This is a genomic window from Bradyrhizobium sp. C-145 (assembly GCF_023375135.1).
GTDB lineage: Bacteria > Pseudomonadota > Alphaproteobacteria > Rhizobiales > Xanthobacteraceae > Bradyrhizobium > Bradyrhizobium zhanjiangense.
The window spans coordinates 9,174,824-9,199,953 of sequence record NZ_CP088150.1; the positions used below are offsets into that span (position 1 = coordinate 9,174,824).

At 64.9% G+C, this 25,130-nt stretch carries 23 protein-coding genes and 1 pseudogene; 10 read left to right on the top strand and 14 right to left on the bottom strand.

Annotated features, from left to right (window positions below; translation table 11 throughout):
• Nucleotides 1–3 precede the first annotated feature (3 nt).
• From prfA to LRP30_RS43230, 3 genes are all read left to right on the top strand, one after another.
• Nucleotides 4–1,089, top strand: coding sequence for a peptide chain release factor 1 (prfA, locus tag LRP30_RS43220; protein WP_128940358.1), 1,086 nt, complete (start codon nucleotides 4–6; stop codon nucleotides 1,087–1,089).
• A 3-nt stretch (nucleotides 1,090–1,092) separates the two neighbouring features.
• Entirely contained in the window at nucleotides 1,093–1,974 is an 882-nt protein-coding gene (gene prmC, locus LRP30_RS43225; RefSeq protein WP_249758775.1) for a peptide chain release factor N(5)-glutamine methyltransferase, read from the top strand.
• Nucleotides 1,975–2,433: 459 nt separating this feature from the next.
• Nucleotides 2,434–3,213 (top strand): DUF4167 domain-containing protein, encoded by a 780-nt coding sequence (locus LRP30_RS43230; RefSeq protein ID WP_128930263.1) that lies wholly within the window; start codon nucleotides 2,434–2,436, stop codon nucleotides 3,211–3,213.
• A gap of 229 nt (nucleotides 3,214–3,442) precedes the next feature.
• Here the strand turns inward: LRP30_RS43230 and LRP30_RS43235 are convergent, their stop codons facing one another.
• Entirely contained in the window at nucleotides 3,443–4,189 is a 747-nt protein-coding gene (locus LRP30_RS43235) for a methyltransferase domain-containing protein (protein WP_091893760.1), read from the bottom strand.
• A gap of 108 nt (nucleotides 4,190–4,297) precedes the next feature.
• On the opposite strand from LRP30_RS43235, the gene gloB reads away from it, so the two are divergent.
• Together gloB and LRP30_RS43245 are read left to right on the top strand one after the other, a co-directional pair.
• On the top strand, nucleotides 4,298–5,065 hold the full coding sequence (gene gloB, locus LRP30_RS43240) for a hydroxyacylglutathione hydrolase (RefSeq protein WP_128930264.1): 768 nt from the start codon (nucleotides 4,298–4,300) through the stop codon (nucleotides 5,063–5,065).
• A 23-nt stretch (nucleotides 5,066–5,088) separates the two neighbouring features.
• Entirely contained in the window at nucleotides 5,089–5,511 is a 423-nt protein-coding gene (locus LRP30_RS43245; protein ID WP_091893764.1) for a cupin domain-containing protein, read from the top strand.
• A 94-nt stretch (nucleotides 5,512–5,605) separates the two neighbouring features.
• Here LRP30_RS43245 and LRP30_RS43250 read toward each other — a convergent pair whose 3' ends face one another.
• From LRP30_RS43250 to LRP30_RS43260, 3 genes are all read right to left on the bottom strand, one after another.
• A complete protein-coding gene (locus LRP30_RS43250; protein WP_249758776.1) occupies nucleotides 5,606–6,475 on the bottom strand; it encodes an EamA family transporter in 870 nt (289 codons plus the stop codon).
• 169 nt (nucleotides 6,476–6,644) lie between these two features.
• Nucleotides 6,645–7,370 (bottom strand): acetoacetyl-CoA reductase, encoded by a 726-nt coding sequence (gene phbB / locus LRP30_RS43255; RefSeq protein WP_249758777.1) that lies wholly within the window; start codon nucleotides 7,368–7,370, stop codon nucleotides 6,645–6,647.
• A gap of 242 nt (nucleotides 7,371–7,612) precedes the next feature.
• The gene (locus tag LRP30_RS43260) at nucleotides 7,613–8,791 is read right to left on the bottom strand and encodes an acetyl-CoA C-acetyltransferase (protein ID WP_249758778.1); all 1,179 of its coding nucleotides are present in this window, start codon (nucleotides 8,789–8,791) and stop codon (nucleotides 7,613–7,615) included.
• Between the two features lie 304 nt (nucleotides 8,792–9,095).
• On the opposite strand from LRP30_RS43260, the pseudogene phaR reads away from it, so the two are divergent.
• Both phaR and LRP30_RS43270 read left to right on the top strand, forming a co-directional pair.
• Nucleotides 9,096–9,679, top strand: a pseudogene (phaR, locus tag LRP30_RS43265) (polyhydroxyalkanoate synthesis repressor PhaR).
• A 212-nt stretch (nucleotides 9,680–9,891) separates the two neighbouring features.
• The gene (locus LRP30_RS43270) at nucleotides 9,892–10,512 is read left to right on the top strand and encodes a class I SAM-dependent methyltransferase (RefSeq protein ID WP_249758779.1); all 621 of its coding nucleotides are present in this window, start codon (nucleotides 9,892–9,894) and stop codon (nucleotides 10,510–10,512) included.
• Nucleotides 10,513–10,655: 143 nt separating this feature from the next.
• Here the strand turns inward: LRP30_RS43270 and LRP30_RS43275 are convergent, their stop codons facing one another.
• Nucleotides 10,656–11,543, bottom strand: a complete 888-nt coding sequence (locus LRP30_RS43275; RefSeq protein ID WP_164940673.1) for a branched-chain amino acid aminotransferase — start codon at nucleotides 11,541–11,543, stop codon at nucleotides 10,656–10,658.
• Nucleotides 11,544–11,663: 120 nt separating this feature from the next.
• Here LRP30_RS43275 and LRP30_RS43280 point away from each other — a divergent pair, with 120 nt between their 5' ends.
• Nucleotides 11,664–12,599 (top strand): alpha/beta hydrolase, encoded by a 936-nt coding sequence (locus LRP30_RS43280; RefSeq protein ID WP_249758780.1) that lies wholly within the window; start codon nucleotides 11,664–11,666, stop codon nucleotides 12,597–12,599.
• 40 nt (nucleotides 12,600–12,639) lie between these two features.
• Here the strand turns inward: LRP30_RS43280 and LRP30_RS43285 are convergent, their stop codons facing one another.
• The 3 genes from LRP30_RS43285 to LRP30_RS43295 form a co-directional block, all read right to left on the bottom strand.
• Nucleotides 12,640–12,888, bottom strand: coding sequence for a hypothetical protein (locus LRP30_RS43285; RefSeq protein WP_249758781.1), 249 nt, complete (start codon nucleotides 12,886–12,888; stop codon nucleotides 12,640–12,642).
• A 118-nt stretch (nucleotides 12,889–13,006) separates the two neighbouring features.
• The gene (locus LRP30_RS43290; RefSeq protein ID WP_164934775.1) at nucleotides 13,007–13,567 is read right to left on the bottom strand and encodes a carboxymuconolactone decarboxylase family protein; all 561 of its coding nucleotides are present in this window, start codon (nucleotides 13,565–13,567) and stop codon (nucleotides 13,007–13,009) included.
• Between the two features lie 109 nt (nucleotides 13,568–13,676).
• Nucleotides 13,677–14,141 (bottom strand): Lrp/AsnC family transcriptional regulator, encoded by a 465-nt coding sequence (locus tag LRP30_RS43295; protein WP_249758782.1) that lies wholly within the window; start codon nucleotides 14,139–14,141, stop codon nucleotides 13,677–13,679.
• Nucleotides 14,142–14,302: 161 nt separating this feature from the next.
• Between LRP30_RS43295 and LRP30_RS43300 the strand changes: the two genes are divergently transcribed.
• Nucleotides 14,303–15,316: a 1-aminocyclopropane-1-carboxylate deaminase gene (locus tag LRP30_RS43300; RefSeq protein ID WP_249761962.1), complete on the top strand. Its 1,014-nt coding sequence runs from the start codon at nucleotides 14,303–14,305 to the stop codon at nucleotides 15,314–15,316.
• 199 nt (nucleotides 15,317–15,515) lie between these two features.
• Here LRP30_RS43300 and recQ read toward each other — a convergent pair whose 3' ends face one another.
• From recQ to LRP30_RS43330, 6 genes are all read right to left on the bottom strand, one after another.
• The gene (gene recQ / locus LRP30_RS43305; protein WP_249758783.1) at nucleotides 15,516–17,381 is read right to left on the bottom strand and encodes a DNA helicase RecQ; all 1,866 of its coding nucleotides are present in this window, start codon (nucleotides 17,379–17,381) and stop codon (nucleotides 15,516–15,518) included.
• Between the two features lie 241 nt (nucleotides 17,382–17,622).
• Nucleotides 17,623–18,366: a polysaccharide deacetylase family protein gene (locus tag LRP30_RS43310; protein ID WP_128930274.1), complete on the bottom strand. Its 744-nt coding sequence runs from the start codon at nucleotides 18,364–18,366 to the stop codon at nucleotides 17,623–17,625.
• A 104-nt stretch (nucleotides 18,367–18,470) separates the two neighbouring features.
• On the bottom strand, nucleotides 18,471–19,472 hold the full coding sequence (locus LRP30_RS43315; RefSeq protein ID WP_249758784.1) for a homoserine O-succinyltransferase: 1,002 nt from the start codon (nucleotides 19,470–19,472) through the stop codon (nucleotides 18,471–18,473).
• 12 nt (nucleotides 19,473–19,484) lie between these two features.
• The gene (locus tag LRP30_RS43320) at nucleotides 19,485–20,786 is read right to left on the bottom strand and encodes an O-acetylhomoserine aminocarboxypropyltransferase/cysteine synthase family protein (RefSeq protein WP_249758785.1); all 1,302 of its coding nucleotides are present in this window, start codon (nucleotides 20,784–20,786) and stop codon (nucleotides 19,485–19,487) included.
• Nucleotides 20,787–21,055: 269 nt separating this feature from the next.
• Nucleotides 21,056–22,615, bottom strand: coding sequence for an amidase family protein (locus LRP30_RS43325; protein ID WP_249758786.1), 1,560 nt, complete (start codon nucleotides 22,613–22,615; stop codon nucleotides 21,056–21,058).
• Between the two features lie 119 nt (nucleotides 22,616–22,734).
• Nucleotides 22,735–23,916 carry an MFS transporter gene (locus tag LRP30_RS43330; protein ID WP_249758787.1) on the bottom strand — a complete coding sequence of 394 codons (1,182 nt, stop codon included), beginning with the start codon at nucleotides 23,914–23,916 and terminating at the stop codon, nucleotides 22,735–22,737.
• A gap of 98 nt (nucleotides 23,917–24,014) precedes the next feature.
• Here LRP30_RS43330 and LRP30_RS43335 point away from each other — a divergent pair, with 98 nt between their 5' ends.
• Nucleotides 24,015–24,968, top strand: a complete 954-nt coding sequence (locus tag LRP30_RS43335) for a LysR family transcriptional regulator (protein ID WP_249758788.1) — start codon at nucleotides 24,015–24,017, stop codon at nucleotides 24,966–24,968.
• Nucleotides 24,969–25,130 lie beyond the last annotated feature (162 nt).

Below are 25,130 nucleotides of genomic sequence, written 5' to 3' on the forward strand. Positions count from 1 at the left end.
CCGATGTCGTCACTCCCCGAAGCCAAACTGGACGTTCTGCTCGCGCATCACGCCTCGCTCGAGGCCGAATCGCTGGGCCAGCTCGCCTCCGACCGTTATGTGCAGATCACGCGCGAGCTCGCCGAGATCACGCCGCTGATCGAGGCGGTGAAGACCTATCGTTCCGCGGTCAAGGAGCTCGCCGATACCGAAGCCCTGATCGCCGATCCCGCGACCGATGCCGAGATGCGCGGCATGGCGGAAGCCGAGCGCGACGAGCTGACGGCCAGGATCGAGGAGCTGGTCCAGAAGATCCGCGTCGCGCTGCTGCCCAAGGACGCCATGGACGACCGCAACGTGATGCTGGAAATCCGCGCCGGCACCGGCGGCGACGAGGCTTCGCTGTTCGCCGGCGATCTGTTCCGGATGTACGAGCGCTTCGCCAGCCTTCAGGGCTGGAAGGTCGAGGTGATCTCGGCCAGCGAAGGCACCGTTGGCGGCTACAAGGAGATCATCGCGGAGGTGCAGGGCCGCGGCGCGTTCTCCAAGCTGAAGTTCGAATCCGGCGTGCACCGGGTGCAGCGCGTGCCCGATACGGAGACGCAAGGGCGCATCCACACCTCCGCGGCGACGGTCGCGGTGCTGCCGGAGGTCGAGGATGTCGACGTCGATATCAAGAACGAGGATCTGCGCATCGAGACCATGCGCGCGCAGGGTGCCGGCGGCCAGCACGTCAACAAGACCGAATCGGCGATCCGCATCACCCACATCCCGACCGGGATCGTGGTGATGATGCAGGACAGCCGCTCGCAGCACAAGAACCGCGCCTCCGCCATGAACATTCTGCGCTCGCGCATCTATGACGCCGAGCGCCAGCGCGTCGACGCCGCGCGCTCGGCCGAGCGCAAGGAGAAGGTCGGCTCCGGCGACCGCAGCGAGCGCATCCGCACCTATAACTTCCCGCAGGGGCGCGTGACCGACCATCGCATCAATCTGACGCTCTACAAGCTGCCGCAGGTGATCGCGGGGGAAGCACTCGGCGAGCTGATCGACGCGCTGACCACAGAGCACCAGGCCGCGCAGCTCGCCGCGCAGGGCGCGGCGGCCTAACGCGTGAGCAATCCCTTCACCGGACAATCGATCGAGAGCGCGCGGCGCACGCTGGCCACGCAATTGAGATCGGCCCAGCTCGACGAAGCTGAGCTCGATGCCCGCATCCTGCTCGGCGCGGCGCTCGGCCTCGACCTCACTGGCCTGATCGCGCAGGCCGCCCGCCCCCTCACGGAAGCCGAGGCGTCGCGGCTCGCACAGCATTTACAGCGTCGCATCGCCGGCGAGCCGGTGGCGCGCATTCTCGGCACACGCGAATTCTGGGGGCTGCCATTTCGCCTGTCCGAAGCGACCCTGGTCCCGCGTCCCGATACCGAGACCGTGGTCGAGCTCGCACTCGAAATCTTTCGCGAGCAGAAGGCATCTCATCCACCCCGCATCGCCGACGTCGGCACCGGATCCGGCGCGATCCTGCTTGCGCTGCTGCACGAAATTCCTGATGCCTTCGGCGTCGGCACCGACCTCAGCCTGACCGCGCTCGTCACGGCCAGGGACAATGCCAGGGCTCTCGGCCTCGCCGACCGCGCCGCCTTCGTCGCCTGCTCCTATGCGGCGGCGCTCTCGGGCCCGTTCGATCTCATCGTGTCGAACCCGCCCTATATTCCCTCGGCCGAAATCCCGAAATTGAGCATCGAGGTGCGCGAGCACGATCCGCATCTGGCACTCGACGGTGGCAATGACGGATACGACGCCTATCGCGCCCTGATCCCGCAGGCGAGCGAACGCCTCGCCCCCGGGGGCGCGCTGATCGTCGAGGCCGGACAGGGCCAGGCCCGAAATATTGAAACCTTGATGGCGGCTGCCGCGTTAGTGCCGGACAGGCCACCCAAGGCCGATCTGGCGGGTATTCCGCGGGCCGTTTCGGCCCGAAAAATGCCCCCATAAAAGCCGGATTGGCCTGTAAAAACCTCTTGGAATATCCCGTGGGAACGACTACGTTTCGGTCAACACATCGGTGCCGGCCCCGTAGACCTACGGGCGAAAGCCGGGCTCTCGGGCGAGAGCTTTACTGATTATAGGTTCCAAGCCGCAGGTCCTGTTGAGCGCGATGGCCAGTGGAGCTGCGCTGCTCTCCGACCGCAACGTGAACGAAAGCCTATTGCGCTTGAAGACTTACGCAAGAAAGCTGGGCCTGTTTCGGCAGGCGATATGAATGGGTTCGCTGGCAATGAATGCTGGCGGGTGGGGAACGCGTCTTTGTTGAACGCGACGGTCGACGAACATCGGCAGGGTTCAGGCTGCTCTTGCACGCGGTGCGTGCGAGAATCGTGAACCGTTGTCACCAGGTCACTCCGAGCAATCAGTAATGCGTGCAACCTTTAGGGCTGGAATTAAAGGCAGGACATGAGAAACGGTCAGAACAAGCAGCGGATGCGCAACCGCAACAACAATAACAACAACAACCGGCGCGGCCAGAACCCGATGACCCGGGTCTTCGAGTCCAACGGGCCCGACATCAAGATCCGCGGCACGGCTTCGCACATCGCTGAAAAATATCTTCAGCTCGCGCGCGATGCGCGCTCCTCCGGCGACCCCGTTGCGGCCGAGAACTACTACCAGCATGCCGAGCATTATTTCCGCCTGATCGCGGCCGCCCAGGAGCAGTTCCGCCAGAACCAGCAGCAGCCGCGCGGTGACGAGCCCATCGCCAGCAGCGATGACAGCGAGGACGATGGCGAGAATTTCTCGGCCTTCGGCCAGGAGCCGGGCTTCGTCCCGCAGCCGCCGCAGCAGCCTTTCATGCGCGACCGCGATGGCCAGCGTGATCACCATCAGCGCGATCATCAGCCGCGCGACAACCAGCAGCCCTATCAGCGCGATCAGCAGCAGCCGCGCGAGCACCGCGAACGCGAGCATCGTCCGCAGCCGCAATATCAGCCGCAGCCGCAGAATCAGCCGCAGCCCGTCATCTCCGATGCCGGCAGCGTCGATCGCCTGCCCTCCTTCATCACCGGCGCGCAGCCGCAAGTGAATGTCGGCGCGAATGGCGGCCAGGGCGGTTTCGAGGGTGGCGGCGGCGGTGGCGAGCGCTATCCGCGGCGGCGTCGCCGGCCGCATGGCCCGCGTCCCGAGCGCGAAGCCGCCCCGGTCGCGTCCAGCGACGATCTCGCGACCGGCGAGTAAGCTTCTTCCGATTTCGTGAACTGCATCGTCCCGGCCACGCCGGGACGATTTGTTTTTGGCGATGCGCGTTGGCTGAATTGCACCTCTCCCGCTTGCGGGAGAGGTCGGCGCGAAGCGCCGGGTGAGGGTTCTCTCCTCTTGGCGAATCTCTCTGCGGAGGCACCCTCTCCCCACCCCTCTCCCGCAAGCGGGAGAGGGAGCGCACCGTCTTCGCGGCAACGCCGATGGCTCAGCTCCGTGTCACCGTCGTCGAGGACGGCACCAGCACGGGCTTCGCCAATGAGGGAATCAGCCGTGCCCGCTCGCGCTTGGCGGGGATGGCGCGGTAGACCTGCTTGGTGGCTTCGACGATGTGCACGCCGGCAAAAGGCAGTGACAGCGCCGCGCCGGCCCGCTCCCACATCTGCGCCGATTTCAACACCCAGCCGCCGGCATAAGGCGGCATGAACAACGCCTCGCCCCAGGCCGTCGGCGTGAACCAGGTCTGGCGCAGCAGCTCGGTGATCTGCGAGCGCGAATAGGGCCGGCCATGGCCGAACGGCGTGCTGTCGGTGCGCGTCCACACCCCACGCCGATTCGGGATCACCGCGATGACGCGGCCGGACGGCGCCAGCACGCGCCAGACTTCGCGCAGCAGCGCAGCCGGATCGTCCGACATCTCCAACGCATGGACCAGGAGAATGCGGTCGACCGCGGCGTCAGGAAGCGGCAGCGAGAACTCGTCGACCAGCGAGGCCAGCGCCGGCCGCCCGGTCGGCCATTTCAGGACGCCCTGGGCCGCCGGCATGAACGCGATGCAGCGCTCGGCATCCTCGCGGAACAGTCCGAGATAGGGCGTGGGGTAGCCGATGCCGAGCACGCGCTGACCCTCGGCGCCCGGCCAGCGCTGCCTGATGCCGCGATTGATCATTTGCCGCGCCACGATCCCGAGGCGGCGGGAATAGAACTCGCGGAGGTCGACGACGTCGATGGTCATGACGGCAATGTAACACGCGTAAGGCCGCTGCTGCGCGCGGAATATTGCATTGCCTGCGCAACGTTAACGCCATATTTGTCTGGCGGGGCTGAGCGCGATGGAGATGTCATGGCCGCCGAAATTCGTACTTTCACCTGTTTAAACGACAATTTCGGTTATTTGATCCACGATGTGGAAACCAAGGCGACGGCGTCGATCGACGCGCCCGAGGCAGGTCCCATCCTCAAGGCGCTGGAGCGCGAGGGCTGGCAACTCACCGACATCCTGATCACCCATCATCATGGCGATCATGTCGGCGGGGTCGCCGAACTCAAGCAGAAATTCAATTGCCGCGTCGTCGCGCCGCATGACAAGACCACGAAGATTGCCAACGTCGATTTGCGCGTCGCCAATGCCGACGTGGTCAAGATCGGCAACCTGCTGGCGCGCGTCGTGGAGACGCCCGGCCACACGCTCGACCACGTCTCCTACGTGTTCGACAATGAGAAGACCGTGTTCGCCGCCGACACGCTGTTCTCGATCGGCTGCGGCCGCGTGTTCGAAGGCAACTATCCGATGATGTGGGATTCGCTGTTGAAGCTGCGGGCCCTGCCCGACGACTTCAAGCTCTATTGCGGCCACGAATACACGGCATCCAACGTCAAGTTCGCGCTCACCGTCGACCCTGACAATGCGGCGCTCCAGGCCCGCGCGGCGGAGGTCGCGAGGCTCCGGGCCGAGAACAAACCGACCATTCCCGTGCTGCTCGGCGACGAGAAGCGTGCAAACGTCTTCCTGCGCGCCGACGAGCCCTCCGTTGCGGCCAGGCTGCACATGAAGGGCGCGGATGCCGCTGCGGTGTTCGGCGAGTTGCGCGAGCGCAAGAACAAATCTTGAAGAACAAGTCCTGACGGGGACCGATGCCGACCGCAGCCGAGATCATCGCTCGCCTCGAACTCCGACCGCATCCCGAAGGCGGGCACTACCGCGAGACGTTTCGCGACCAAGCGACCGACGCGCAAGGACGCTCGCGCTCGACCTCGATCTACTTCCTGCTCGCGCGCGGCGAGCGCTCGCATTGGCATCGCATCGATGCGGTCGAGACTTGGCACTATTACGCCGGCAGCCCGCTGACGCTACGCATCGCGCATGACGGCTGCTCCCAGCACGAGGTGCAGCTCGGCACGGACCTCGTCAGCGGCCAGCGGCCGCAGGCGATCGTGCCGGCGAATGCCTGGCAGATGGCGGAGACGACCGGCGAGTGGACCCTGGTCGGCTGCACCGTCGCGCCCGCGTTCGAGTTCGCGACCTTCGAGCTCGCGCCACAGGGCTGGGAGCCGTAGCTCCACACAGTCATTCCGGGGCGCCGCGCAAGCGGCGAACTATGATGCGCAGTTGCGCATCATAGTTCGCGCTTCGCGCGCCCCGGAATGACAATCATCGCTTCCGCAGCACCATGTCCTTCGCCGCGATCAGGCCGCCGCCGGCGATCAGGATGGCGGCGATGGCGATGTTGGCGCTGGCCTTTGCAAAGCCCGCGGCGATGAGGAAGCCGGTGGAGAGCAGCGGCGTCGCGTAGGAGGCGGCGCCGAGCACGCGGATGTCACCGCGCTTCATGCCGATGTCCCAGGCGTAGAAGGCAGCACCGACGGGACCGATGCCGAGCGCGACCACGGAAAGCCATTGCAGCGTGGTCTCCGGCCAGACGGTGGTCTCGAGCGCTGCATGCATCAGCGCGGCGAGCGCCGCGGTCGCGAGGCAGAATCCGGCGACCGCATCGGTCGGCACCGTCTTCAATCGCCGCGACAGCACCGAATAACTCGCCCAGACGAAAGCGGCGATGAAAGCCGCGACCAGTCCCGGCACCGCCCCCGGCGCAAAGCCGCTGCTATTGCCGGCAAACAGCAGCACGGTGCCGACGAGACCGAGCACGGCGCCGATGATGTGATGCAGGAACAGCCGCTCGCCCGGCAGGAAGGACGAGAACAGCACGATCAGCAGCGGCCAGAGATAGTTCAAGAGGCCGGCTTCAGCCGGCGGCGCGAAGCGCAGCGCGAGGAAATAGAGCGCGTGATAGCCGAACAGGCCGCCAACGCCGACGACCCAGACGACGAGCGGCTGGCGCAGGCTGTTCGCCGCCTCGCGGCGGCCGATCCAGGTGAGCAGGCCGACGAGACCGCCGATCGCGAAGGTCATCGCGGCGAGCTGGAATGCCGGAATCTTTCCGGTCGCCACCGTCATCACTGAGAGCAGCGACCACATCAGGATCGCGGTCAATCCGACCAGCGTCGCGGTGCGGGGAGTCATTGTGGAAGGCCTCGTCATTCCGGGATGGCGCGTAGCGCCGAACCCGGAATCTCGAGATCCCGGGTCCGCCGCTGTCGCGGCGCCCGGAAATGACAGTGCATGGACAAATGCCCGGGACAAGCCCGGGCATGGCGATGTTGCCAATATCAGTCCGCGTGATGCCGACGCATCACACCATGTATTGGCCGCCGTTGACGGTCAGCGTCGAGCCGGTGATGGCGCCGGCCTCATCGGCGGCGAGGAACACGACGGCGCGTGCGATCTCCTCGGGCTCGCCGAGACGGCCGATCGGGATCAGCGGCAGGATCGCCTTTTCCAGCACGTCCTTCGGCACCGCCTGCACCATCTCGGTATTGATGTAGCCCGGGCAGATCGCGTTCACGGTGACGCCGCCTTTGGCGTTCTCCAGCGCCAAGGCCTTGGTGAAGCCGATCTCGCCGGCTTTCGCCGCAGAATAGTTCACCTGGCCGAACTGGCCCTTCTGGCCGTTGATCGAGGAGATGTTGATGATGCGGCCGAACTTGCGCCCGCGCATGCCTTCGATCACCTGGCGCGACATGTTGAACAGCGAGCCGAGATTGGTGCCGATCACGGCGTTCCATTGCTCGAGGGTCATCTTGTGGAAGGCGCCGTCCTTGGTGATGCCGGCGTTGTTGACGAGCACGTCGATCGGACCGACCTCGGCCTCGACCTTCTTCACGCCCTCGGCGCAGGCATCGAAACTGCTGACGTCCCATTTGTAGACCGCGATGCCGGTCTCGGCCTTGAACTTCTCCGCCGCAGCATCATTGCCGGCATAACTCGCCGCAACCTTGTAGCCGGCCGCCTTCAGCGCCTTGCTGATCGCAGCACCGATGCCCCGCGTACCACCCGTGACCAATGCAACACGTGCCATATCGTATTCCTTCCCTTGGACTCTTCGGACGTTTCTGACGCGATCGTTTTTTAACTGCGGATTATGCGGGAGGTTTGACGGACATCAAGAACAAAACGCCCGGCATGAGCCGGGCGTTTCTCTTTAGTCGAGGCGTGCGCAGTTGCGAAGAATATTTGATTTGCAACCGCCGCCTTTTTAATCGCGTGCAACGCACTCAGTCGCGTGTGCAGCGCACGCGTCAGTTACATGTCAGGCTTTCCTCAGTCGCGTGCCAGACACATCGCGATGCCCATGCCGCCGCCGATGCACAGCGTGGCGAGGCCCTTCTTCGAATCGCGCTTCTGCATTTCATGCAGCAGCGTCACCAGCACACGCGCGCCGGATGCACCGATCGGATGGCCGATTGCGATCGCGCCGCCATTGACGTTGACCTTGGACGTGTCCCAGCCGAGGTCCTTGTTGACGGCGCAGGCCTGCGCCGCAAAAGCTTCGTTGGCCTCGATCAGGTCGAGATCGCCGACACTCCAGCCGGCCTTCTTCAGCGCGGCGCGCGAAGCCGGGATCGGGCCCGAGCCCATGATCTTCGGATCGACGCCGGCCTGCGCCCACGACGCGATGCGCGCAAGCGGCTTCTTGCCTTCCTTGGCGGCCTGCTTCGCGGTCATGAGCACCACGGCGGCAGCGCCGTCATTGATACCGGAAGCCGAACCCGCGGTGACCGTGCCGTCCTTCTCGAAGGCCGGCTTGAGCTTGGCCATCCCGTCGAGCGTCGCGCCATGGCGCGGATATTCGTCGGCGCTGACGACGACGTCGCCCTTGCGGGTCTTGATGGTGACGGGAACGATCTCGTCGTTGAACCTGCCGGCCTTCTGCGCGGCCTCGGCCTTCTGCTGCGAGGCGACCGCGAACTCGTCCTGCTGGGCGCGGGTGATCTGCCACTGCCGCGCGACGTTCTCAGCGGTGTTGCCCATGTGATAGCCGTTGAAGGCATCCCACAGGCCGTCCTTGATCATGGTGTCGACCAATTCGAGGCCGCCCATCTTGACGCCGCCGCGCAGGTGCTGGGCGTGCGGGGCCATGCTCATGGACTCCTGTCCGCCGGCGACCACGATCTCGGAATCGCCGTTGAGCAGCGCCTGGTAGCCGAGCGCGACGGTGCGCAGGCCGGAGCCGCAGAGCTGGTTGACGCCCCAGGCCGGGCTCTCCACCGGAATGCCGGCGCCGATCGAGGCTTGGCGGGCCGGGTTCTGGCCCTGAGCGGCGGTCAGAATCTGACCCATGATGACTTCCGAGACGCGGCCGGGCTCGATGCCACCGCGCTCCAGCGCCGCCTTGATGGCGATGGCGCCGAGATCATGGGCGGGAAGGGTCGCGAACGCTCCGTTGAAGCTTCCGACCGGGGTGCGGGCGGCGCTGACGATGACGACATCGTCTGACATGGGCATCTCCTGAGGTTGATTGGGGGCAGGCGGGGCTGGGAAAACGGCTCGCCAGTCTCGGACGGCATCCTGTTAACGTCGTTGCGGCATGTCAATCGGCCGGAGACCGAATTCATGCCGCAGCGCATTCAAAATAGTGTTCTTGGCGCTTTCGCAAGCACGTTTTTGCTGCCCGATTAACCGTGGCGCACAAAACGGTAGCGTGACCCCTTTGAAAATGCTTATTTTGTTGCGTTGCGTACTCTTCCCGCCCTGCGGCATTGCCCGCCGGGTTCCTGTTCTCCGCGCTTGCAAGTGAGAGCCCATGGCGAAATCAGACCAACCCACCACCATCAAGAAATACGCGAACCGCCGGCTCTATAATACCGGAACGAGCACTTATGTGACGCTCGAGGACCTTGCCGCCATGGTCAAGGACGGCGAGGATTTCCTGGTCTACGACGCCAAGACCGGCGACGACATCACCCGCTCCGTGCTCGCCCAGATCATCTTCGAGCAGGAGAACAAGGCCGGCCAGAACCTGCTCCCGACCACCTTCCTGCGCCAGCTCATCCGCTTCTACGGCGACAGCATGCAGATGGTGGTGCCGAAATATCTGGAACAGTCGATCGCGACCCTGACCCAGGAGCAGGAGAAGTTCCGTAAGCAGATCGCCAACACGCTGTCCGGCACACCCTTTGCTCCGCTCGAGGAGCAGGTCCGCCGCAACATGGAGCTATTCCAGCAGACCTTCTCGATGTTCAAGCCCTTCGCCGCCCCGCGGCCAGCGCGGAGCCAGAGCCCGATGCAAATGCCGAGGCGCCGAAGGACAGCAACATCGACGATCTGCGCCAGCAGATGAAGGAAATGCAGGAACGCCTCGAGCGGATGTCGAAGAAGGACGAGTAGGTCCTCTCATTGGCGCCAACCCGCCGTGCCACGGGCGGACGATCGGCCGCTTTGACCGACTGCTTCCCAATGTCGTCCTGGCGAAGGTCAGGACCCATACTCCGAGGCGGTGGTTGTTGATGCGGGCTGAGGCCATAAATTGCGACCACAATATCGAGTGGTGATAATGGGTCCTGACTTTCGCCAGGACGACGCTGGAGAGGCATGCCGCCATGTCCGATCGAAGCGCGCATTGGGACAACGTCTACGCCACCAAGGGCGAGGCCGAGGTCAGCTGGTTTCAGAGCAGCCCAACGACCTCGCTCGCGATGATCAGAGCAGCAAACCTAGACCCCGAGGCCGCCATCATCGACATTGGCGGCGGCGCATCGCGGCTCGTCGATGCTCTGTTGCAGGACGGACATCGCAACGTCGCCGTGCTGGATCTCTCCAGCAACGCGCTTGACGTAGCGAAGAAGCGACTCGGCGCCGCCGCGTCAGCGGTCGAGTGGATCGTTGCCGACGCCACGACATGGCGCCCGGCAAAGACATACGATCTATGGCACGATCGTGCGGCATTTCACTTCCTGACCGAATCCCGCGACAGAGCCGCCTATGTCGAGCGCCTGCGGTCAGCACTTGCGCCTGGCGGTCACGTCATCATCGCGACGTTCGCGCCCGACGGCCCGGAGAAATGCAGCGGTCTGCCAGTGCAGCGCCATGACAGCGCGAGCCTTTTGGCGGAGTTGGGGGCGGAGTTCGAACTGATCGAAACGCGCCGCGAGACGCATCGCACGCCGTGGGATTCGACGCAGGCGTTTCAGTTCAGCCGGTTTCGGCGACGGGCTGCTTAAGGTGTGGCCCCGCGCACGCTCCGGCCCGTAGCTTCGCGGTGCTTCCGCAATTCGTCATTGCGAGCGCAGCGAAGCAATCCAGACTGCGTCCGCGGTAAGATTCTGGATTGCTTCGCTGCGCTCGCAATGACGGAGCTCGCAGCTCAAGCCGCCAGCTTCACCGCATGCGCAAAATCCCAATAGAGTTTTCGCGCCCGGGTGTAGAACGGGCCCGGCTTCAGCTCACGCTCGTCGATGCGGACAACCGGCGCGACCTTGGCGAAATTGCCGGATGAAAAGATCTCGTCGGCGGCGAGGAAATCGGCATAGCGCAGCGTCTTCTCGACCACGGTGATGCCGTCGCCGCGAAGCAGGCTGATGACGCGCTGGCGCGTGATGCCGTTGAGGAACGTGCCGTTGGGCACCGGCGTGTAGACCACACCGTCCTTGGCCATGAACACGTTGGAATTGCCGAACTCGGCGACGTTGCCGAGCATGTCGAGCATCAACGCGTTCTGAAAGCCGCGCGAGGCGGCCTCGGCGAGCGCGCGCGAATTGTTCGGATAGAGGCAGGCGGCCTTGGCCTCGACCGGGGCGCATTCGGCGGTGGGCCTGCGGAACGGCGACAGCGTGATGGCGTTGCCGACGGGTTTTGGCATCGGCGCCTCGTAGATGCACAGGCACCAATTGGTGGTCTCGGGGTCGAACAGCACGCCGCCGCCCGAGCCGTTCTGCGCCCAATACATCGGACGGACATAGAGCTCGGCATTGGCCGCAAAGCGCGCAATGCCCTCGCGCGCGAGCGTGAGCCAGGTGTCGGTATCGACCACCGGCTTCAGGCCAAAATTGACCGCCGATTGATTGGCGCGGGCGACGTGGCGGTCGAGATCGGGCGCCACACCCTCGAACGCGCGCGCGCCGTCGAATACGATCGAGCCGAGCCAGGCCGCATGCGTGCGCGGGCCCATGATCGGCACATTGCCGTCGTGCCATTTGCCCTCGAAGAAGGTCCAGCTCGGCGAATATTCGATGGGCTTCTTGATCTCGGCCATGACCGGCCTCTCCTTGGCGTGATGCCGCATTATAGCGGCACTATTGGTCATAATTTCTAAATGATTCCCTGCGGGAAGATGGTGAGTTACCCTCTTCCCTTGTGGGAGAACGAGAGATCCATGCCGCTCGATCCACTCGCAAAGCGCTTGTTGACCATGATGGCTGCCGCCGCGCCGCAGGCACGAAGCCGGCCGAGCGTGAATGCACGGCGGCAGTCACTGACCAAGCTGATGCAGTTCGCGCGAGCTGATGCGCCGGATGTGATGACGTCCGACGGCATGCTGTCCGGCCCTGGCGGCGAGCTGCCCTATCGCCTCTATTCGCCCGCAAGCGCCGGTGGACGCGCGCCGGGCTTCGTGTTCTTTCACGGCGGCGGCCTCGTCGCCGGCAGCATTGCCACGCATGACCGCATCGCGGCAGCGCTGGCGCATGCGACCGGCTGCCGCCTCGTCTCGGTCGACTACCGGCTCGCGCCCGAGCACAAATTTCCCGCCGCGGTCGACGACGCGGTTGCCGCCACCGAGTGGGTCGCGCGCGAAGCACCAACACTCGGCATCGACGCCGAACGGCTGGTGGTCGGCGGCGATTCTGCCGGCGCCACGCTGGCTGCGATCGTGTGCCAGGAGGCGGTTCAGAACGCAAGCCTCTCCATCGTCGCGCAATGCCTGATTTGCCCGGTGCTGGATTTCGAAGAGACCTCGCCTTCGCGCGAGGAATTCGCCGAGGGTCATCTGATCGACCGCGCCACCATCGAAGCCGATCTCGCCGACTATCTGCCTGGCGGCCTGAATGCCGCCAGTCCCCGCATCTCACCCCTGCGCGCGACGCGGCTCACAGGCCTGCCGACGGCGATCATCCACACCGCCGAGTTCGATCCGATGCGCGACGAAGGCAATGCCTATGCCCGCAAACTGCTCGCCGCAGGCGTCGTCGTCGAGCATGTCTGCCACGACGGCATGGTCCACAATTTCCACGCCATGGGCGCGATCCTGCCGCAGGCGCAGCTCGTGCTATCGCAGATCGGCGAGCAGGTCAGGCGCGCGGTTGCGAGGTGAGGTCTTTCTCCTCATCCCGTTGTGGACGAAGAAAGCAGCATCACGCCCTTGCGCCGATCACCGCACGCGCCGCGGTCACGTACTCAGGCCAATGCGCGTTCGCATAACGCTCGGCCTGGCGCGCACCAGCAACGTCAGGCGCATGGGCTGCTGCAATCATGCGCGCAAAGCGCTCTTCGGCAACGGTGGCGTCGTCCGTGGCAAGCTGCGGCGCGGCGGCTACCGCTGCGGTCGGGGCGACGACGAGCCCCGCCAGTCCAGTGAGCAAGATGCGGCGTGACGTTTTCATGGCTGTCATTTCCTGTTGCCCTGTCTTGTTTCTCTTGCGCTTGCAATCATGAGCGGAGAATGCGTGCGACAAGGTAGCGCTCCGCTTCCGCCCGGTCCAGAAGCGCAAATGTGGCAAGCTAGTCCGGCACCGGCACGTCGAACGTGTTGAGCGTGACCGAGACCATGCAGTAAACGCCGACGAGGTAGGAGAGTTCGGCCGCGCCGTGCTCGCCAAACTCCTTCACGGCGGCGCGCCAGGTCAATTCCGGCAGAACGCCGCCGCCGACCAGCGCGGACGCCACGTCATAGGCGACGGCCTCCTGCCTGGTGAGATCGACCGGCCGCTGTCCGGCGACGATGGTCGCGAGCTTCTCGTCCGACAGGCCGCGCTGCTCGGCGACCAGCACATGGGCGTAGAGCTCGTAGCCGGAACGGAAATGCGAGCCGGTGACGAGGATGGCGACCTCGCGCACCGGCGCCGGCAGCAGCGGGTTCGACGCGATCGCCTTGACCAGCTCCCACACCGGCTTGCCGAAGCGCGGCTCGCGGATCCAGGGATTCCAGGGGCCGAGCAGCGCGCCGTCCTCGCGCATGTTCACAAAACCCTTGAAGTGGTCCTTGATGCCGGCTCGCATGTCGTCATAGAGCGGCTTCTGTTCGTCGGTCAGATCCTTGGGATCGAGAATGGGAAGGCGCACGGTGAGGTCTCCTCGTTGAGAGGACGCAACCGTCACCGGCAAGCCTGTGCAAGGCAAGTGAAGTTGCTGTGACGACGTCCCTGATCGACGCATTGCGAGGTCTGACCGTTCAAAACTCCAGCGGCGCGTTGTCGACGACCTCCTTCATCACGAAGAAGGTGCGGGTCTGGCGCACGCCGGGCAGCGCGATGAGCTGCTCGCCGTGGATGCGGTTGAAGTCCTCCATGTCGCCGACCCGGATCTTGAGGAAATAGTCGAAGTCGCCGGCGACGAGGTGGCAGTCGAGCACGAATTTCAACTTCGCAATCGCCTGTTCGAAGGTGGCAAAGCTCTCCGGGGTGGAGCGATCGAGCACGACGCCGACCATCACCAGCGTGCCCTTTGCCACTTTCTTCGGCGCCACCATGGCGCGCACGGCGACAATGAAGCCGTCCTCGAACAGGCGCTGGGTGCGGCGATGGCAGGTGGCGGGGCTGATTGCGACGGTTTCGGCCAGCTCGGCATTGCTGAGCCGTCCGTTATTTTGCAGCAATCTCAAGATCTTAAGGTCGGTGCGATCGAGCCGAGTGGCCATGAAAGAAGCTTCCATGATACAGCGTTTTCTTGGAAGAATTATTAGCACTGGCCGGCCATTGCGCAAGAATAGGCGCGATATGATCGCAATATCGAGAGCACATTTTCCTCGGGCGATGCTAGGCAGCCGCGAAACACCAACGCCAATCGGGATGACCCATGATGCTGGAAAAATTCGCGCGCTATCCGCTCACCTTCGGCCCGACGCCGATCGAGAAGCTGGAGCGGTTGTCAAAACATCTCGGCGGCCAGGTCGAGGTCTATGCCAAGCGTGAGGACTGCAATTCGGGCCTTGCCTATGGCGGCAACAAGCTGCGCAAGCTCGAATACATCATTCCGGACGCGATCGCGTCCAACGCCGACACGCTGGTGTCGATCGGCGGCGTGCAATCCAACCACACCCGCATGATCGCGGCGGTCGCCGCCAAGCTCGGCATGAAGTGCCGTCTGGTGCAGGAAGCCTGGGTGCCGCACGAGGACGCGGTCTATGACCGCGTCGGCAACATCATGCTCTCGCGCATCATGGGCGCCGACGTGCGCCTGGTCGATGACGGCTTCGACATTGGCATCCGCAAGAGCTGGGAGCAGGCGATCGAAGAGGTGAAGGCGGCCGGCGGCAAGCCTTACGCGATTCCCGCCGGCGCCTCCGTGCACAAATTCGGCGGCCTCGGCTATGTCGGCTTCGCCGAGGAAGTCCGCAAGCAGGAGAAAGAGCTCGGCTTCAAGTTCGATTACATCGTCGTCTGCACCGTCACCGGCTCGACCCATGCCGGCATGCTGGTCGGCTTTGCGGCGGACGGCCGTGCGCGAAAGGTCATCGGCATCGACGCGTCCTTTACGCCGGCGCAGACCAAGGCGCAGGTGCTCGAGATCGCGCAGAACACGGCCAAGCTCGTCGAGCTCGGCAAGGAGCTCGTCGCCGATGACGTCGTGCTGATCGAGGACTACGCCTATCCCGCCTATGGCGTGCCGTCGGAAGAAACCAAGGACGCGATCCGCCTCACCGCGCGTCTCGAAGGCATGATCACCGACCCCGTCTACGAGGGCAAGTCGATGCAGGGCCTGATCGATCTTGCGAAGAAAAGCTATTTCGAGAAGGGCGCGAAGATCCTCTACGCCCATCTCGGCGGCGCGCCTGCGCTGAACGGGTATGCGTATGCGTTCCGGAATGGGTGAGGCGCTCAGCTCTCGCCTCATACACAGTTGTCGTCCCAGCGAAGGCCGGGACCCATAACCACCGCGCCTCGTTTGGCGAACACTCGAAGTTCGGTACTGCTACCGAAGGCAATCGACAAATCACGCGGTATGGATCCCGGATCTGCGCGCGCTTTAGACGCGCTTGTCCGGGATGACGATCGGGGATAGGGCGCGCGCCCTACCTCGTCCTGATGATCTGCAGCAGCTCGTCGCCGTAGTGCTCGAGCTTCTTGTCGCCGATGCCGGGCACGTTGCGCAGTTCGTCCAGCGTCGTCGGCCAGGCCCGGACGATGCCGTCGATGGTGGCATCGTGCAGCACGACATAGGCGGGCACGCCGCGCTCGCGGGCGATGTCGGAACGCCAGGAGCGCAGCCGCGCGCGCAATTCGGGATCGACATCGCCTTGCGGCGCGCTCGCCGCGGGCGCGAGGTCGCCGCGGCGCGATTTGGCCCGGCTCGAGCGGATGCGGGTGCCGGGCGCTTCCTCGCGCAGCCACACCTCCGCTTCACCGCGCAGCACGCCGCGCGAAGAATCCGTCAGCTTCAGCGCGCCGAATGCTTCGCTGTCGCTCTGCAAATGCCCCATTGCCACCAATTGCCGCAGCACCGTGCGCCACTGCTTTTCGTTGAGCTCGCGGCCGATGCCGAACACCGACAGCTTGTCGTGGCCGAACTGCGTCACCTTCTCGGTCAGGCGCCCGACCAGCACGTCGATCAGGTGCATCGCGCCAAAACGTTGCCCGGTGCGGTAGACGCAGGACAAAAGCTTCTGCGCCAGCACCTTGCCGTCGCGCATCTTCGGCGGCGTCAGGCAATTATCGCAATTACCGCAACTCTCACCCATCACGATCTCGCCGAAATAGGCGAGCAGCCGCCGGCGCCGGCAGTGCGGCGTCTCGGCAAGACCGACCAGCGCGTCGAGCTTGCCGATCGAGACCCGCTTGAAATCGTCAGACGCAGCCGATTCGTCGATCATGCGGCGCTGCTGCACGATGTCCGAGAGGCCATACGCCATCCAGGCGGCCGACGGCTTGCCGTCGCGGCCGGCGCGTCCCGTCTCCTGATAATAGGCCTCGATGCTCTTGGGCAGATCGAGATGGGCGACGAAGCGCACGTCGGGCTTGTCGATGCCCATGCCGAACGCGATGGTCGCAACGATGACGATGCCGTCTTCGTTGAGGAAGCGGTCCTGGTTCCGCGAACGCACGCTGCTATCGAGGCCGGCATGATAGGGCAGCGCGGCAATGCCGGCGTCTTGAAGCGCGGCTGCGACCTCCTCGACGCGGTTGCGGGACAGGCAATAGACCACGCCGGCATCGCCCATGTGACGCTCGCGGATGAATTCCTTCAGCTGCGAGACCGCATTGCGCTTGTCGACGATCTCGTATCGGATGTTGGGCCGGTCGAAGCTGGAGACGAATTGCGGGGCGCCTGTTAGCTGAAGCCGCGCCACGATCTCCTTGCGCGTCAGCTCGTCGGCGGTCGCGGTCAGCGCGATGCGGGGGACGTCGGGAAAGCGCTCGGCGATGATGGACAGACCGACATATTCGGGCCGGAAATCGTGGCCCCATTGCGAGACGCAATGGGCTTCGTCGATCGCGAACAGCGCCACCTTCGCCTGCGCCAGCATCGACAGGCAGCGCGGCGTCACCAGCCGTTCCGGCGCAACATAGAGCAGGTCGAGATCGCCCGCGATCAGGCGCCGCTCCACCTCCGAGGCCTCCTGCGGGGTCAGCGACGAGTTCAGCGCGGCCGCGTTGACGCCGGCTTCGATCAGGCCGGCGACCTGGTCGCGCATCAGCGCGATCAGCGGCGAGACCACGATGCCGCAGCCCTCGCGCAGCAGTGAGGGGAGCTGATAGCAGAGCGACTTGCCGCCGCCAGTCGGCATCAGCACCAGACAATTGCCGCCATCCGTCACGTGCCGGATGATCTCGCCCTGCGCGCCGCGGAACCCCGGCAGTCCGAACACCGAATGCAGCACCGACAACGCATCGCGGCCGTTGGCCGGCGCTGGCAGTGGAGCGGTGGAAGGGGAGGACATGGGCGTGTCTGGAACAAGGCCGTGGATTCGTCACAAGGCCAGTCGCATGCTGACGCGGGCGTGGCAAGGCCGTTTGCGGGGCAAAGGCAGTCTTCCCTCCCCTGCGGGAGAGGGTGCCGAGCGAAGCTCGGCGGGTGAGGGGTTCTATCCGCGAATTCGATAGAGACTACTATGCCGAGACAACCCCTCATCCGGCGCTTCGCGCCACCTTCTTCCGTCAAGGGGAGAAGGAAGAGAGCAGCTACACCCCGATCCGTCGCAACGCTTCCGCGACCGTCACGATCGGCATGTTGCGTTTCCGGGCCGCCTTCAGCGCATGGCGCATCAATTGCGGCGTGCAGCCAAAGGGGCTCGGCGCGTTGGCGACGTCGTGGCCGTAGAAGATCAGCCACCCACCGCTTTCGACCGCCTCATCGAAATAGCGATCGATGCCAGCCAGATCGATCTCGCAATCGATCAAAGGCGACGCGCGCAGGAACTGGAGGTCGATGACGTCGCTGTTAACGCCGGGAAGGATGCCGCGCGCCGAACGGTAGGCCCTTGTGAGCTGCGGCTTGCGCCAGACCGAGGCGAGGCCATACGGATAGGCGAAGTTCTGCAGCACGATCGAGGAATCGATGCTGCGGAAATAGTTGCGGTTTCGCTCGATCTCGCGGGCCATGGCGGCCGCGTCAAGATCGACCGCGCACTGGTGCGAGAAGGTGTGGCAGGCAATCTCGTGACCGGTCCGGTGAAGCCGCACGATCGCGTCATTCGACAGCCCATGCCAATGGTCCGACGGCTGATCGATCAAGCTGCCGGAGAGGTAGAACGTGCCGCGGCCGTCATGCTGCTCCAGGAGTTCGGCACCCTCGCCTGCGGCGCTATCGGGGGCATCGTCGAAGGTGAAGCTCACCATCGGCGCGCGCGCAGGCAACCGGTGCGGCGCGGCGCGGAAATGCCGGGCCAGCCGATTGCTCACGCGTCCCTGGAGTTCCGACCACACACTGCGTTTCCTGCGATTTCGTATTTCTCTACTGAAACATTCGTGCGCTGGTTGAGGCAAGCCTAACGCTCAAGTAATCCTAACGCGAAACCAACATCCTTTGGCTAGCGCGCCGAGACCGGCGCGTCGGCATCCGCGCCGAGATATTGCAGCCAGTTCCGGAACAATGCCGCCGCGGCGCTGCCGGCGGCGATATCGGCGCGCAAATTCAGCGCAGGCAATTCGTTGGTGAGCGCCGGATGGCGCTGGTGCCGCGCCTGCTTCTCGAAGCGGGCCAGCTTCTCTTCCGTCGCTGCGTCAAAATAACTCACGGGCAGGTTCGGATAAGTCTCGCGCTCACGCGCGAGATAGCGGCCGATGTCGCGCAGATATTCGCGCTGGAGCGATAAGGCATCGTATTCCGGGTGGCCCTGGAAGAACACGAAACGGCTGGCATATTGGCGGACGAAGACATCGACGCCAGCCTCCTCCGAACGTGTCAGCACCTGGTATCCGGCCTGAACGAGGTCGTCCTCGGCGATCTCGTTCAGGCGCGAATGCGAGACCTTGAGCGGCGTAGGCGCACCGCGCGTCAGGGGATCATGCGTCACAGCTTCGCAGTCGAAGATGCCGTGACATTTGGCCGGCAGTCGCCGTCGTTCGATTCGGTCGAGATGCAGCACCGCCGCATGCGCGGCGAGGCACGACCAGATCGTCGAGCGCGTGTTGACCTTGGCCCAGTCGACGAGGTCGGTCAGGTCGCGCCAGTACGGCTCCTGGTCGAGCTCGGGCGCGACCGGCTCGGCGCCGGTCACGATCAGCCCGTTGAATCTCTGGCGCTTGAGATCCGCAAGATCGGAATATTCATTCTCGACATGCCACTTGGCTTCCGGTGAGCGTTTCACGCTGGGAAGCGAGAAGCAGTGGAAGCGGATGCGGCGCGGGCCCGCTGCGGCCTGGAGCAGCCTCATGAATTGTCGCTCGGTCGCCTTCAGCGCCGGGTCCGGCATGTTGTTGATCAGCCCGATGGTCAGCTCGGCGCCGCCCCGATCAAGCGCGAGATCACCCCCGGCCGGCACCAGTGCCGGGCTCGACATGAGTTGATCCCTGTCGATCAAGATCGTCATCGGCGCCCTGGCCTACTCCGCGGCCTGGAGGCGCGACGACGGGCAGGCCTTTTCCAGCGCCTGGTCGATGTCCTCGATGATGTCGGCGGAATGCTCGATGCCGATCGACAGGCGGATCGTCTCGGGCAGCACGCCAGCTGTGCGCTGCTGCTCCACCGACATCTGCCGGTGCGTGGTCGAGGCCGGATGGCAGGCGAGCGACTTGGCATCGCCGATGTTGACGAGGCGCGTGATCAGCTTCAGCGCATCGTAGAAGGTCTTGCCGGCTTCCATGCCGCCCTTGATGCCGAAGGTGAACAGCGAGGAGGCGTTACCGTTCAGATATTTCTGCACCAGCGGATAATAGGGGCTGTCCGGGAATCCGGTGTAATTGACCCAGGCGACGCGCGGGTCACCACGGAGGAATTCGGCGACCTTGCGGGCGTTCTCGACGTGGCGCTCCATGCGCAGCGCCACGGTCTCGATGCCCTGGAGCAGCAGGAAGGCGTTGAACGGCGAGAGCACCGAGCCCATTGTGCGCTGATAGACGCTGCGCGCGCGCTCGATATAGGCGGTCCTACCAAAGCGCTCGGCATAGACGAGGCCATGATAGGACGCGTCCGGCTTGTTGTAAGCCGGGAAACGGTCGGCGTATTTCGCCCACGGGAAGTTTCCGGAATCAACGATGGCGCCACCGAGCGTGGTGCCGTGGCCGCCCAAAAACTTAGTCAGCGAATGCACGGCGATGTCGGCGCCGTAGTCGAACGGCTTAAGCAGAATGGGCGTCGCGACCGTGTTGTCGACGATCAGCGGCACGCCATGCGCGTGTGCGATTTTCGCCAGCGCCTCGATGTCGCAGACATTACCGGCAGGATTGCCGATGGTCTCGGCGAACACGGCGCGGGTATTCTCGTCGATCAGCTTCTCGATCGCATCTAGCTTGTCGCTCTCGGCGAAGCGGCCGGTGATGCCCTGCCGCGGCAGGATGTGCGAGAGCAGCGTGTGCGTGGTGCCGTAGAGCTGCGGCACGGAAACGATGTTGCCGCCGTGATCGGCGACATTGACAAAGGCGAAGTGCAGCGCCGCCTGGCCGGTCGCAACCGCGAGCGCGCCGACGCCGCCTTCGAGCTGCGCGATGCGCTTCTCCAGCACCGCGCTGGTCGGATTGGCGATGCGGCTGTAACGAAAGCCCTCGGCCTCCAGATTAAAGAGCGCCGCGCCATGATCGGCGCTGTCGAAGGCGTAGGCCGCGGTCTGGTAGATCGGCACGGCGACGGCGTGCGTGGTGGCTTCCGGTTCGTAGCCGGCGTGAATAGCGATCGTCTCGTTGCGCATCGTGCCACCTCCGCGTGTGGCGGGCCGCACTTATTGGCCTCACGGCATGTGCGTTGTCCGCCATCCTCCTGTTAGAGGCGGGTGGTAAAGCGGACAATAATTCGCCTAGAGATCGAGGAAGTAACCCTAACGCTCGTTGGCGAGGTGGCCAGAATTCGGGTTAAACTGGATTAACGAATTGACGAGGTTTGCTGCGACAGCGGCGTTACTTTTGCCTTCTCCCCCTTTGGGGGAGAAGGCAGGTCAACGCGGCGATAGCCAGGCTACACCTAAGCCATCTGCTCCCACAGCCTGTGGGCGAGCACGCCGGCGCGCTTCTCGATCGCGGCCGCAGCATCGAGCGCAAGATCCTCGCGATAGCGCCCGGCAATGAGCTGGACGCCGATCGGCTTGCCGTCGTGGAGGGCCACCGGCACCACTGCGCCGGGCAGGCCCAGCACGTTGATCGCGGAAATGAAGCGGATCTCGCCCCAGAAGATCTCGCGCACGCGCTCGGGACTGACCGTGTCCTCGCGCGGGCCCGGCGTCGGCTTCACCGTGGTCGGCGCCAGCACGACCGGATACTCCTCGAAGAACAATTGCCAGGCGCGGATGTGGCCATTGCGCGCGGCCGTCGCCTGCATCCAGGCTTTGAGATCGAGCACGTTGGCCTTGGTCTTCATGCCGCCCCAGGCCTTGTGAAAATCCTCGGAGGTGACCTTCAGCATGCTGGCTTCCTGCATCACCACGGTCTCGTTGGTGATGATGTCGCACCAGGTCTGCCAGACGCCGTTGATGTCGGGCACCTCGACCTCGCTGACGCGATAGCCGGACCGCTCGAGATGATCCGCGGCCTGGCGCAGCGCCGCGGTGACCTGCGGATCGACGTCCATGTCATCGGGGATCTTTGCCAGCGCGACCTTGATCGGTCCCTTCGGCTTCGGCCCGGCCAGCGGCGCCGGCACCCACCAGGGATCGCGGGGATCGCGTTGGCTCATCACCTCCAGTGCGAGGCGAACGTCGGCAACGTGACGGGCGAGCGGCCCCTGCGCCGACATCAGATGGGCCAGCATCGGCCGCTCCGCGGTGGCGCTTCCGTTAAAAGCGGGGATGCGTCCCTGCGTCGGCTTGATGGTGGCAATGCCATTGCAATGCGCTGGCCAGCGCAAGGAGCCGCCGATGTCGTTGCCATGGGCGATGGTGCCAATGCCGGCGGCGACCGCCGAGCCAGCGCCGCCGGAGGAGCCGCCGCAGGTGATGTTCGGATCCCATGGGTTCAGCGTCAGCCCGTGCAGAGGATTGTCGGTGAAGCCGCGGAAGGAGAATTCCGGCGTATTGGTGAGCCCGATGACGATCGCGCCGGCCTTTTTCAAGTTGCGCACCACGGGGGAATCCGACGGCGCGATGAGGTCCTCGTTGGCAGGAACGCCGTTGAAATTTGGTCGGCCTTCGTAGTCGACATTCTCCTTGATGGTTACAGGCACGCCATGCAGGAGGCCGAGCTCGCCGCCCTTGGCGCGCTGCCTGTCGGCCGCATGCGCAGCCTTCAACGCCTCTTCCGAGAGATCGACGACGACGGCGTTCAGCCTCGGATTGATGGCGTGCATCCGTTCGAGATGCGCTTCGACCGTCTCGACGGCGGAGATTGCACCGGAGCGGATGGCAGCCGCGGTCTCGACCGCCGACCATTGCCAGGCCGGCCCCTTGGGACGGCGCGATGAGGCCGGCTCGAGCCGCGTGGCGTTCTTTGCCTTCTTCGCAACGATGCCCTTGCGGCTTGCGCCTTTCTTGTTCGAGGTCTTAGCCGGTTTCTTCGAAGCCGCTTTCTTCTTGGTCGTCGTCTTCGCCACGTCGCATCTCCTGAAATTGCGTCGCAGACGTTACGGATGGCGAAAGGACGTGTACAGGTGCGTTTTCTGCATGGCGCGATGGCGCGGCGCGGCGAATTGTCCGCGAACGCGCCGCTGCGCTATTCCGCCGGACAAGCCGCAACGGCGGCTTGCGCGCGGTCCAGCCGGAGGCTCCACAGCGCCAGCACGAGACCGACAGCGGTGATGCCGGATGCGACCAGAGGGAGCGCCGAAAGGCCGAGCCCGCGATCGATGGTGACACCGCCGGCCCAGGCACCGAGGGCGTTGCCAAGATTGAACGCGGCGATGTTGAGGCTGGAGGCGAGCGTGCGGCCATTGGGGCCTGCCGCTTCCAGCACGCGAAGCTGGAGCGGGGCGACGGTCGCAAAAGCGGCGATGCCCAGCAGCAGGATCAGCACGACCGCCGGGATCTTGACCGACAGCACGGCGGCAAGGCCAAGAAGCACCATGGCGAGCGCGGCGAGCGTTCCGATCAGCGCGCCGGCGAGGCCACGGTCGGCGAGCTTGCCGCCGGCGACGTTGCCGATCGCGAGCCCGACGCCGAACACCAGCAGGATCGGCGAGACTGCGGCCTCCGAAAAGCCGGTGAAACGCGTCAGGATCGGCTGGATATAGGTGAAGACGACGAACAGGCCGGCAAAGCCGAACACGGTCATGGCAAGGCCGAGCAGCACCTGCGGGCGGCCGAGCACCGAGACTTCCTCGGCAAGCGAGACCGGCTTGTCGCCGTTGCCGACATGGCCGGGCACGAGCGCGGCGACCACAGCAAAGGCGATCACGCCCATGACCGTCACGGCCCAGAACGCCGCGCGCCAGCCGAGCACCAGGCCGAACCAGGCGCCGAAGGGCACACCCAGCAGTGTCGCGACCGTGAGGCCGATGAACATGGTAGCAATCGCCGAGGCCCGCTTGTCCTCGGCGACGAGGCTCGTCGCCACCACCGACCCGACGCCGAAGAAGGTCCCGTGGGCGAGCGATGTCAGCACGCGGGCCGCCATCAGCAGCTCGTAGTTCGGCGCCAGTGCGCAGGCGGCATTGCCCAGCGTGAAGATCGCCATCAGCGCCAGCAGCACGGACTTCCGCGGCATGCGCCGTGTGGCGAGCGTCAGCACCGGCGCGCCGACGAACACGCCGAGCGCATAGCCGGAGATGAGCAGGCCCGCGACCGGCACCGAGACATGCATCTCGGCGGCGACCTGGAGCAAGAGGCCCATGATGATGAATTCGGTGGTGCCGATGCCGAAGGCACCAGCGGTGAGCGCAAGGACGGCGGGAGGCATGCGTGGCTCCGATGGATGAGACGAGCCACGCAGATAGCCGCACCGCAGCAAAACCATTAGAATGTCCGCAATCCAATCATTTGTGACGTGAATTCAACATGGCCCGCTTCGACACCAACCGCTCCGCCGAGATGGAGGTTTTCGTCCGCGTCGTCGACTTAGGCGGCTTCACGCAGGCCGCACGAAAGCTACGCCTGACGCCGTCGGGCGTGAGCAAGTTGATCTCGCGGCTCGAGGCACGGCTCGGCTCGCGCCTGGTCAACCGCACCACGCGCAAGCTGACCCTGACCGAAGAAGGCCAGGCGTTCTACCAGCGGGCCGTGCGGATCCTCGCAGAGATGGAGGAAGCCGAACGCGAGGCGGCCTCCGGTTCGGCCCCGCGCGGCCGCCTCACGGTGAACAGCAACATTCCGTTCGGCATGCTGCATGTGATGCCGCTGATCCCGCGCTTCCTGGAAGCGCATCCCGAAGTCACGCTCGATCTCGTGTTCACGGACACGCTGATCGACCTGATGCAGGAACGCGCCGACGTCGCGATCCGTGTCGGTCCATTGCGTGCGTCGCGCCTCGTCGCACGGAAACTCGGCACCAGCCGCATGGTCGTGGTCGGCGCGCCGGACTATCTCGCACGCTGCGGCACGCCGAAGACGCCGGCGGATCTCGCCGATCACCGTGGCATCGGCTGGACCTTTCCGCGCAGTATCCGCGGCTGGCCATTCAAGCGCGGCGACCACACCGAGGAAGCGGTGCCGCCGCCCGTCGCGCGCGCCAGCGACGGCGAAGCCGCGCGCCGCCTTGCGCTCGGCGGCGTCGGGCTCGCGCGCCTCGCCCTCTTCCACATCGGCCCCGACATTGAAACGGGCCGCCTCGTGCCGGTGCTGCAAAGCTACAATCCCGGCGACCGCGAAGACATCCACGCCGTCTATGTCGGCCACACCGCGCCGCTCCCCGCACGCGTCCGCGCGTTCATCGATTTCCTCGCCGAGCATGTGCGGGTGAGCGACCCGGCCCTGAAGCGCGTGGGGGATGGAAGGTGGAAATTGGTGGGATGAGGCCCGATGGCTAACAGAATGTCAGTCAACCGGGCGCCGCCATCGCAAGGAACCTATCTCTTCCCTGACAAAATGCAGCCGTGTCAGCGCTGTTCCCAAGGCAACGTAATGAGGAGCAACGCGCTGTGACATGAATTCGCTTTCTGATCGCTCGAGGTCCGC

Excerpts from the sequence above, each read along its gene's own strand:
- LRP30_RS43235 (WP_091893760.1), bottom strand. The coding sequence starts at position 4,189 with ATGACCATCGACGTCGTCGACCTCCGCGAGTTCTATTCCCGCCGCCTC.
- LRP30_RS43280 (WP_249758780.1), top strand. The coding sequence starts at position 11,664 with ATGCCGCTCGATCCACTCGCAAAGCGCTTGTTGACCATGATGGCTGCC.
- gloB (WP_128930264.1), top strand. The coding sequence starts at position 4,298 with ATGGCCGCCGAAATTCGTACTTTCACCTGTTTAAACGACAATTTCGGT.
- LRP30_RS43275 (WP_164940673.1), bottom strand. The coding sequence starts at position 11,543 with ATGGCCGAGATCAAGAAGCCCATCGAATATTCGCCGAGCTGGACCTTC.
- LRP30_RS43335 (WP_249758788.1), top strand. The coding sequence starts at position 24,015 with ATGGCCCGCTTCGACACCAACCGCTCCGCCGAGATGGAGGTTTTCGTC.
- LRP30_RS43320 (WP_249758785.1), bottom strand. The coding sequence starts at position 20,786 with ATGCGCAACGAGACGATCGCTATTCACGCCGGCTACGAACCGGAAGCC.
- LRP30_RS43330 (WP_249758787.1), bottom strand. The coding sequence starts at position 23,916 with ATGCCTCCCGCCGTCCTTGCGCTCACCGCTGGTGCCTTCGGCATCGGC.
- LRP30_RS43230 (WP_128930263.1), top strand. The coding sequence starts at position 2,434 with ATGAGAAACGGTCAGAACAAGCAGCGGATGCGCAACCGCAACAACAAT.
- LRP30_RS43300 (WP_249761962.1), top strand. The coding sequence starts at position 14,303 with ATGCTGGAAAAATTCGCGCGCTATCCGCTCACCTTCGGCCCGACGCCG.
- LRP30_RS43260 (WP_249758778.1), bottom strand. The coding sequence starts at position 8,791 with ATGTCAGACGATGTCGTCATCGTCAGCGCCGCCCGCACCCCGGTCGGA.
- LRP30_RS43270 (WP_249758779.1), top strand. The coding sequence starts at position 9,892 with ATGTCCGATCGAAGCGCGCATTGGGACAACGTCTACGCCACCAAGGGC.
- prfA (WP_128940358.1), top strand. The coding sequence starts at position 4 with ATGTCGTCACTCCCCGAAGCCAAACTGGACGTTCTGCTCGCGCATCAC.
- LRP30_RS43250 (WP_249758776.1), bottom strand. The coding sequence starts at position 6,475 with ATGACTCCCCGCACCGCGACGCTGGTCGGATTGACCGCGATCCTGATG.
- LRP30_RS43245 (WP_091893764.1), top strand. The coding sequence starts at position 5,089 with ATGCCGACCGCAGCCGAGATCATCGCTCGCCTCGAACTCCGACCGCAT.
- LRP30_RS43295 (WP_249758782.1), bottom strand. The coding sequence starts at position 14,141 with ATGGCCACTCGGCTCGATCGCACCGACCTTAAGATCTTGAGATTGCTG.
- recQ (WP_249758783.1), bottom strand. The coding sequence starts at position 17,381 with ATGTCCTCCCCTTCCACCGCTCCACTGCCAGCGCCGGCCAACGGCCGC.
- LRP30_RS43285 (WP_249758781.1), bottom strand. The coding sequence starts at position 12,888 with ATGAAAACGTCACGCCGCATCTTGCTCACTGGACTGGCGGGGCTCGTC.
- phbB (WP_249758777.1), bottom strand. The coding sequence starts at position 7,370 with ATGGCACGTGTTGCATTGGTCACGGGTGGTACGCGGGGCATCGGTGCT.
- LRP30_RS43315 (WP_249758784.1), bottom strand. The coding sequence starts at position 19,472 with ATGACGATCTTGATCGACAGGGATCAACTCATGTCGAGCCCGGCACTG.